At 56.2% G+C, this 8,738-nt stretch carries 8 protein-coding genes; 2 read left to right on the plus strand and 6 right to left on the minus strand.

The window, feature by feature from the left end; all coding sequences use genetic code 11:
• The 4 genes from O7A61_RS29185 to O7A61_RS29200 form a co-directional block, all read right to left on the minus strand.
• A partial coding sequence (locus O7A61_RS29185; RefSeq protein WP_337132708.1) for a glycine betaine ABC transporter substrate-binding protein occupies nucleotides 1-427 on the minus strand: 427 nt, incomplete at its 3' end.
• Nucleotides 420-1,379 (minus strand): ABC transporter permease, encoded by a 960-nt coding sequence (locus tag O7A61_RS29190; RefSeq protein WP_337132709.1) that lies wholly within the window; start codon nucleotides 1,377-1,379, stop codon nucleotides 420-422. The genes O7A61_RS29190 and O7A61_RS29185, both read right to left, overlap by 8 nt.
• A 3-nt stretch (nucleotides 1,380-1,382) precedes the next feature.
• Nucleotides 1,383-2,252, minus strand: coding sequence for an ABC transporter permease (locus tag O7A61_RS29195; RefSeq protein WP_337132710.1), 870 nt, complete (start codon nucleotides 2,250-2,252; stop codon nucleotides 1,383-1,385).
• Entirely contained in the window at nucleotides 2,245-3,300 is a 1,056-nt protein-coding gene (locus O7A61_RS29200; RefSeq protein ID WP_337132711.1) for a quaternary amine ABC transporter ATP-binding protein, read from the minus strand. Before O7A61_RS29200 ends, O7A61_RS29195 begins: the two co-directional genes overlap by 8 nt.
• Before the next feature lie 915 nt (nucleotides 3,301-4,215).
• Between O7A61_RS29200 and O7A61_RS29205 the strand changes: the two genes are divergently transcribed.
• Together O7A61_RS29205 and O7A61_RS29210 are read left to right on the plus strand one after the other, a co-directional pair.
• A complete protein-coding gene (locus tag O7A61_RS29205; RefSeq protein WP_337132717.1) occupies nucleotides 4,216-4,971 on the plus strand; it encodes a class II aldolase/adducin family protein in 756 nt (251 codons plus the stop codon).
• Between the two features lie 1,232 nt (nucleotides 4,972-6,203).
• Nucleotides 6,204-7,253, plus strand: coding sequence for a GlxA family transcriptional regulator (locus O7A61_RS29210; RefSeq protein WP_337132713.1), 1,050 nt, complete (start codon nucleotides 6,204-6,206; stop codon nucleotides 7,251-7,253).
• A gap of 347 nt (nucleotides 7,254-7,600) precedes the next feature.
• Here the strand turns inward: O7A61_RS29210 and O7A61_RS29215 are convergent, their stop codons facing one another.
• Nucleotides 7,601-8,359, minus strand: coding sequence for an SDR family NAD(P)-dependent oxidoreductase (locus tag O7A61_RS29215; RefSeq protein WP_337132714.1), 759 nt, complete (start codon nucleotides 8,357-8,359; stop codon nucleotides 7,601-7,603).
• Between the two features lie 185 nt (nucleotides 8,360-8,544).
• On the minus strand, nucleotides 8,545-8,738 hold a 194-nt coding region (locus O7A61_RS29220; protein WP_337132715.1), incomplete at its 5' end, for an amidase family protein.

Raw genomic sequence — 8,738 nt, forward strand, 5'->3', positions numbered from 1 at the left:
CGTCGCCGTCGGTATCAAACAAGGCTGCTATTGCCGGATTCTTCATCTGGTCGAGCGAGGTGATGCCATGTGCATCGGCAGTGGCTTTGTCTATGAAATAGCCCTGCATGGCTTTGGTATACAGGGGCCCTGCAAGCACCAATTTTTCGTCGCCGCCGGCCTTGGCGAAGAATTGATCTTGAAGAGGCTTCCAGTAAACCGCACTATAATCGGCATCGCCTTGGGCCACGGACAAGTTGATGACTGGATAGGTCCCGGTCAGCATCTCACCGTTCTCATAGCCGAGTTCGGCCAGGCCCGCCTCAATAACGTCATAGATGACCTGATGGCCGGCCTGCCCGGAGCCGATGGGCCGGACAGTCGTGGCCTGCGCCGCGGGCGCGGCAAAGGCCATAACTGCAATCGTGTACAGCAGCTTCCTAAGCATTGTAATCCTCCTTCTTGATGTTCCCTGAGTTTCGACTCTGCATTCCGCGGAGCCATCCAACGGGACCCTGTTGCCAGAGGTCCTTGTTCCCTCGCTCCCGCCGTGTGTAGCCAAAGCCCTGCGTGATCCGATCGACTGTGACAGCTATCAAAGCAATGCTGACTCCGCCGACCATGGCGCGCCCGAGCTCAAGCTGGCTTATGCCGACCAATACCACTCGGCCGAGGCCCGCAACTGAGATCATGGACGCGACGACGCTCATCGCCAGAGACAGCATTACTGTTTGATTGATCCCTGCCATGATAGTGGGGCGAGCAAGAGGGAGGTCGATAGACAACAACCGCCGCAACGGCAGAACGCCGAAGGCGTCCGCAGCTTCGATGAATTTAGGATCCACCTCCCGCAGGCCCAGGTTTGTCAGTCTAACAAGCGGTGGGGTACTGTAAAAGGCGGTGACTATCACGCCGGGGACATTGCCAATCCCGAAGAGCAGAATTACCGGAACGAGATAAGTGAAAGAGGGGATCGTTTGCATGAAATCAAGGATCGGTCGGACGACCCTCCATAGGCGATCTGAGCGTGAACAGAGTATCCCCAGTGGTAGTCCAGCCAGTGTAGCTAAAAGCACGGCAGTTGTGAGCACTGCGAGCGTGGTCATCGCCTCGTTCCAGGCGCCGATAAGGCCGATGGTCGTCATTGCGCAAACAGTTATTGCAGCCACGCGAATGCTGACGAATTGCCAGGCAAATAGCGCGAGGCTCAGGATCACTAGGGTCTGGGGCGCCTTCCGCAACCCCTGCTCCGTCAGATCGAGCGCCCACTCGACAGGTTGCCTTGCTGCCAAAAAGACCTCACGAAAATTCGAGGTGAACCAATGCATCGAGTTGTTGGCTAGTTCTGCAATTGGGAGTTGAACCGATGCAAACGGATTCATGAGCGTGTTAGGATCCATTTGCTACCCCTGCCCCGCGGAGCGCAGGCGCGCAGCACCCAACGCCTGCACGTATCTGTCCACTAATATCGCAATCAGCACGATGCCTAGGCCGCCAACGGTGGCTCTGCCGAAATCGAGGCGTCCGATTCCCTCCAGGACTGCTCTCCCTAGGCCCGCTACCGAGATCATCGAAGCTACCACCGCCATGGATAATGACTGAAGAACAGTCTGGTTGAGGCCAGCCAAGATCATGGGTCTCGCAAGCGGCAGTTGGACATCATAAAGCACGCGCAGCTCACTCGCTCCGAACGCTTCCGCGGACTCGATTAGGTCCCCCCGGACTTGCCGTATGCCGAGATTTGTAAGTCTGATTATCGGCGCGATCGCGAAGAAACACGTGACGATCACGCCAGGTGTATCACCTATGCCGAATAGCATCACGATGGGCACTAAGTAGACAAAAGAGGGAGTTGCCTGCATGAGATCAAGAATTGGCCGTATAATTCGATACAGACGCTCACTGCGCGCAGCGAGGATTCCGACTGGCAAGCCGACCATTACGCAAATCAATACGGCAGCGAGCACGATGGCTAAGGTCGTCATCGCATCATTCCACATCCCGATGAGGCCCACACCTACCAGGCAGCAAAGACCTAAGGCGGCAAGCCTCGTCCCACCCAACAGGTAACCTGCTACTGTGACAACGAAGATCGCGATGGTTGGCGGCACAGCCAACAAGACGTTCCGGATCGCTTCAAGAAGGGCCTGTATTGGAAACTTGCTAGACAGCAAAGTATCGCGGCTGTTGTTAACCACCAGACCGATAAAATACTCCGCCCACTCGTCGAACGGGACAGTGAAATGGGAAAACGGATTGAGGAACCTATCCACGACCAAAGCCTCGTTTCAGATCCGCTTGGAGCGCGGAAATCACTTCGGCCGCGCCGATCCGGCCAAGCACCTCGTCGCCGTCTTGAATTCCTACATGGTCAGCGCCCTCTGCAAGCAATGCCAGCAATTCGGGCAATGGAGTTCGCGGACCACGCATTGGCATGTCGAGATTTGCTTTGCCTGGTTGCACGATCTCCAAGGCTGAAAGAAATCGCAGCGTGGAAATTGAATTCACAAAACGAGCTATATAATCCGTCTCGGGACGCAGCACGATGTCCTCAGGCGTTCCAATCTGTTCGATCCGGCCATCTTTCATGATGGCAATGCGATTGCCGACGCGCATAGCCTCTTCTAGGTCATGAGTAATGAAGACAGTGGTTTTTGCGTTCTCATGCGACAGGCGGAGAAACTCATTCTGGAGGTCGCGCCGTATCAAAGGGTCGAGCGCGCTGAAAGGTTCGTCCATAAGTAGGATTTCGGGATCGGCCGCCATGGCTCGAGCCAGACCCACGCGTTGTTGCATTCCTCCCGAAAGTTCATCGGGATAACGTTGTCCCCAGCCTGACAGCCCAACGAGAGAAAGGGCTTCTTCTGCTGCGGCCGCCGCGGTCGCAAGGTCTTTTCCTTGTACTTCCATCGGGAAGGACACATTCTGTGCGATCGATTTATGTGGCCAGAGTGCAACATGCTGGAACACCATGCCGATCTTGCGGGCGCGTAGTTCTCGGAGACCCTTTTTTGTAAGGGACATTACATCTCGCCCAGAGACGATGACGTGCCCGGCTGTCGGTTCGATCAGCCGGTTGATGTGACGGACAATGGTGGACTTTCCCGAACCAGACAGTCCCATAATGCAAAAAATCTCTTGCCCCCGAACGGTAAAGCTCGCATCGGCGACGCCGATCACACACCCGAACCTTTCGAGAGCTTCGTGCTTGCAGACCTTTGCCGTCTGCGCAGCCTTCAAAGCCTCGGCAGAGCGCCCCCCAAAAATCTTCCACAGATGTCGGCACTCAATTGTTTTGTTGTCAGGAGTGTGGGTTATCAAAAAATGCCCCCGTGGCCCATAGGTACACAAAGACCGTGACACGCAAATGTGCCTCTTTCAAACGCAAAAAAGTTGCACCCTGCGTAACCTAAGGTTAACGCGCGGACGCGATGAAATAAGCTTCAAGAGCAACAATCCAACGTTGGCATAACAATTCTGGCCACGGACATCTATGGTCCATGTCGGCCTGAACGGATCATCGTGAGATTAGGCTGCGGCCTGCGGCGGCGTCGCTCGTGAGGAGTGACCGGCTATGTCGGCAACCTCTTCGATGCGACTTCATACTGAGTGCTAACCGGGCTATGTGGCCGTGTCTGAGAACCACCGAAACATGCCTGCACGTGCACGGTCAGCCTGGCTCATGGCGCTGCGCTCAGATATCGATCTGACGCCGAAGCAGACGGACAATCTCCTGCATCGTTTGAACTGTCAAAGCGACCGTTCTCCCGGGCGGTTGGCTAGTACCGACGTCATCGGGTACGCCCGCCGGAATGTAAACGCCCGGCTACTCCGGTCCAATGCGAAAATTTCGCACGAACGATAACGGTTCGGGTCCGCCAGCCCGAAGTTCGGCAGGCTATTACACAAGCTCGTACCAAGCGGAGGCCCGATCCGGAATGTCAGTATACATTACCGCGAGCGGGGGCGTGTTGAGCGACGGACCGCGTTTCCCTACCCCGTGCTCCTCAGCGTTCGAGTGGTTCTCGCGGCAGCGCGCTGTCGCACAATCCAAAAACTTAGCCTCCTAAACCATCCGCAGGTTGACAACACCCTCGTTCAGTATACATTATCGAGACGCATCTGCGCTGGCGGACACCCGGAACCGATCGGGTGGGTTCTTTAATGGACATATGCCGCCGGTCTGCGCCCCCGCTGTCGATTTCATCATGGAACTGAAACTCAACAATGAACCAAATGCCATATCGATCTCCCGACGCGCTGCAAGAACTCGACGATAGGCACACAAGAGTTAATCTCGCTGCCTGTTGCCGACTTCTGGCGCATTTTGGCATGTATGATCTTAGGTACACGCGGGTTTCTGCACGGGTTCCTGGGATGCGCCATCGTTTCTTCATCAATCCACACGGACTTCGCTTTTCGGAAATTACGGCATCGAGTCTCATTAAAATCGATGTTGAAGGTACGGATGTCCAGGCGACTTCTTACCCTCTGAATGAAGCGGGATTCCTAATTCATAGCGCCATACATACGGCGCGGGAGGACGTTGCGTGTGTTTGCCATACGCATTCACCTGCCGGGATTGCCGTATCCAATTTAAAGGAAGGTCTACTGCCTCTGAATCAAGTAGCGCTCCAATTTCATAATCGGGTGGCGTACCATGGCTATGAGGACATCGAGCTTCAACTCGAGGAGGGGGAGCGGCTCGTCGCCAATCTCGGCGAGCACCGTGCTATGATATTGCGCAACCGTGGTCTATTGACTGCTGGTCGCACCATCGCAGAAGCGTTTTATCTTATGTATTATTTGGATCAAGCTTGTCATCTGCAGCTGAAGACGACGAGCGAAGGTGGTACAGTTTTCTTTGTGGGGCATGAGCTTGCCGCGTACACGACTACTCAGGACAGGCGTTACGATAGGCCGCGCGGTACGCTAGAGTGGCCGGCTCTATTGCAAATCCTTGATCGAAAAGATCCGAGCTACAAGAATTAGGTTAATCCGTCGCCGCAGTGGTCGTTTCATAGTGAGTTGATGTCCAGGTAATATGCCTCAAACTACGACGTCGATATCGGTCGCAACGAGGTCACGAACCAACGGATCGCCCCTCGGGGGCGAAGGGCTTTGCGATCCGAACCGCCATCAGCTGGGTAGGCTTTTCTCGCTTGATCCCGAAACATCCTTCAGCAGCGGCTTGCATATTCTCGAGAGCGGTTCGGCCCATGCTCGAAAACGAGCATGGCCATAGAACTCAAGCTGCTGTCACCGCATATCGCGTCGACGATCGCCTTGCGCTGTTAGGCGCGGCGCCTCCCCATGGCGAAGAGGTGCCGGTGTGGCGTGCGCGACGAGTTCACCCACGCGTCTTTCCAACGCGGACTTCTTCAATCTGGCCAAAAAAACTTGAAATTAAAGGTTACGATGTGTTCGTTCCGTGATCGAATACTGCCGCGCGCAGGGCGACAGGCAGCTCAGAGCTAGGGCGCGCCTGTACTTGCCCAGGGCACAGTGGTCAATTTGGTGGCAGCGGCCCTCCGATCGGCCATCCGCCTCGAATCGGATACTTGCTGTCCATCGCACCGCGGAAGATGAATTCGATGCTGGTCCTATGGGGACGACCTCACAGAAAAGTCGACTATTTTCGGTTCCAAACATTTGAAGAGGCGTGTTCCGTGCTCACCTCGTTGTCACTGTGAGGGCTGCACCGCGAAGGAGCAGCTCAGCCGACGAACGGCCGGCGGTGAATCATAGCGCCGTCAGCCGTCCCGCTGTGGGTCACTCAGGTCCCCTCTGGCCAGTCTGCCACCGCGTAAGCAGCAGTTACGCATGGGCGCAATTCTTTTTTGGATTGTCTGCTGAGATCGGTTTCGCAATCATTAGGGATCATTGGAGTCATATACGTGCAAAACGATCGAAACCTGGCGCTACTTCGAAGGGCGGCGCGATGGCGCCGATTGTCGGTGAGCAGCGTGAGTGAAAGCCTTCGGCCCTCCCCACCGTCGAGCGTTTCTGGAGACGTCCGATCGTTATCCCAAATTGTGACGCCGAATGGGGCGCAATGTGGCGGGCTCCAGTTATCGGCCACGATGGATTGCCCTGGACCTAAATCCTGCATCGCGGGGCGACAAAGCCTTGGGGAACCTCAAGCGGCCATTACCGCACTGCCGGAGGATTCCGAGTCGGGAGCCCGGCGTATCCTCGCGACTTCGGCAACGCACTGGTGCCCAATGAACGCTGTCTTTCCAGTCATCGTCGACTCACGCTCTCTTGTACAGGGCAACGGACAGGAGATGATCGCTCCTCGCGACACCCACGCTCGTTGCCGCCTGGCCGTCGTTCTTTTACCCGAATTTTCGCAACTGAGCCTGTCTTCGTTCATCGACCCACTCCGGCTAGCCAATTCGATATCGGGCCGCCCCTTCTTCGAGTGGGTGCTGTCTAGTCCGGATGGAAGGCCGGTCACTTGCGCCAGCGGCATAGTCATTTCAGTCAGCCGAGAATTCACCGACGTTGTAAAAGAAGTCGGGAGCGCTGGAGGGCCGGACATGGTGATCATCTGCGCCGGTGATAGCGTCCAGAAGCAGGCATCGGCATCGCTGTTCAGTCTTCTACGCACATGCAGACGACACCAGGTTCCGATTTCAGCGCTTGGGACAGCAACCTGGCTCCTGGCGGAGAGCGGCATACTGAACGACACCTGCTGCACGATTCACTGGGACAAGCTGGCAGCACTTTCTGCGACTTTCGGACGCCTGCGCGTCACGGATAGTTTGTTTGTACGGGATAGAGGGCTCGTCACCTGCGCAGGCGAATTCGCGTCGTTCGATCTGGCGATGGAACTGATTACCAATTACTTTGGGAATAATACCGCATCCGCCGTTTGCCGCCATACCACTGCGAAACAGTGGCGCTCTGGTTGCGATAGGCAGCGGGCGATCGGGGCGCAATACGCTGGTGCAAGCAAAAAAGTTGCTGAAAGCATCCGATTGATGGAGCAGCACATCGAAGATCCGCTTCCGCTTTGTGACATTGCCAGATGTATCGGACTTTCCCGGCGTCAAATCGAACGGCTGTTCCAGCGCTACCTCTCCTGCTCACCCATGCGGTACTACGTTCGCGTGAGGCTGGAGGGGGCAAAACGCCTGATTGAGCAGACCGACATACCGCTACTGGAAATTGCGCTTTCGTGCGGCTTTGTCTCATCATCGCATTTCACAAAGCGCTTCCGCGAATGCTTCGGCAAGGCTCCGAGCGCTTTGCGCGCTCGGCGGTTGTGATCAATCGCTCTGACACAGCAGGCTAAGATCCTGCTTTTCGCAGGCTCTCATGGTGCGTTCTGCCGTGAACCTGGCAACCCTAACCCATCCGCCGTGCCATGGATCCCTATCTGCAGTTTGCAAGTGTGCGACGGCCCCTGCGACATTGCTACCGCTCAGTCTTCGGATAATCCTGCCATCGAAGGTCCCATTGCCGGTGACATATCGGATCTTCTTTGGTTACAAGGGGCCTCGCTGCCGCATCCCAGTGCGAACCTTGTGATACCTCCGCGTGCTGCCTTCCCAGACTTACCCGCCCGTAATCGTCAAGCTTCCAAACGAGATCTGGAAGCCGTTGTTGATCTGAATTATGGCAGGAGCAGTCCGCCATCAATGTGTATCGCCTGGCCAGTAATGTGCTGCGCGGCGGGCGATAGCAGAAAAGCAATCAGTTCCGCGATATCATGAGGTTCCCCCAGACGACCGTTCGGTGAGACGGCGCGCGCGCTTTCCCAGGCGACGGTCGACATTGCAGCATGCCGATTGGGGTCCTTTCGGACAAAGCCCGGCACCACGCAGTTCACGGTGACCCCGGTGGGCGCGAGTTGGACCGCCAAAGATTTAGCAAGGGCTTCGAGCGCAGCCTTCGCAGCGCCGGTGGCGGGAAAATGTGCATTGTTCGTACCGAAGGAATGAGCGACAAAAGAGCTGACGGCTACGATACGACCTTGCGGTGATGTGCACAGGTCCGGCAAAGCTGTTTTTGCGAGGTGGAAAAAGGCGACCGGCATCGAGGCGAAAGCAGACTGCAGCTCATGAGATTCGAGCGTATCGAATGTTGCCCTTTGCGCTTTGCCAGCATTCGACACTAACTGGTCGAGTCTTCCGAAAATGCTTCTCGCCTTGTGGACCAATCCGACCGGCACTGTAGGGTCGGCAAGATCACCCAGCTCCATGGCCACTTCGGCGCCCTGGCTTCGGGCCACGCTCGCTACCGTGGTAAGTCCATCAAGGTTAGCGCGGGTATGCAACATCAGGCGAACACCCGGTGCGGCGATGCGTCTAACAAAGGCGGCGCCAATGCCGCTTGCTGCGCCGGTTACAAGTATGGACGGTCCGAAATTCATAGCATTGCCCTGATTTCGACGCACGGCGCTAATGCGAGAACAACACGACATCAGCCGCAGTGCCACACAGCCGATGTTTTATATTGATATTTTTGCGATGGTACATGAAGCAAGTCAACGTCCCGCACCCGTGGTGTTGTTGATGCCGACTGTCGCGAGTCATCACTATTTCACCGATCTCGACTTTATCCTGCAAAGACTGGTGGCCGCCTTGTCGACCAGGGAAGAGCCTGCTCCATGTCGCGTGCGACGCGAACCAGGGTCGCCTCGTCGCCGAAGCGAGCGACGATCTGAATGCCGATGGGCAGGCCGTCACTAGCCTGGAAGAGAGGCAGCGAGACCGAGGGTTGACCAGTGATGTTGAAGACGCCTTGGAATT

This window comes from Mesorhizobium sp. Cs1321R2N1 (assembly GCF_037179725.1).
GTDB classification, from domain to species: Bacteria; Pseudomonadota; Alphaproteobacteria; order Rhizobiales; family Rhizobiaceae; genus Mesorhizobium; species Mesorhizobium salmacidum.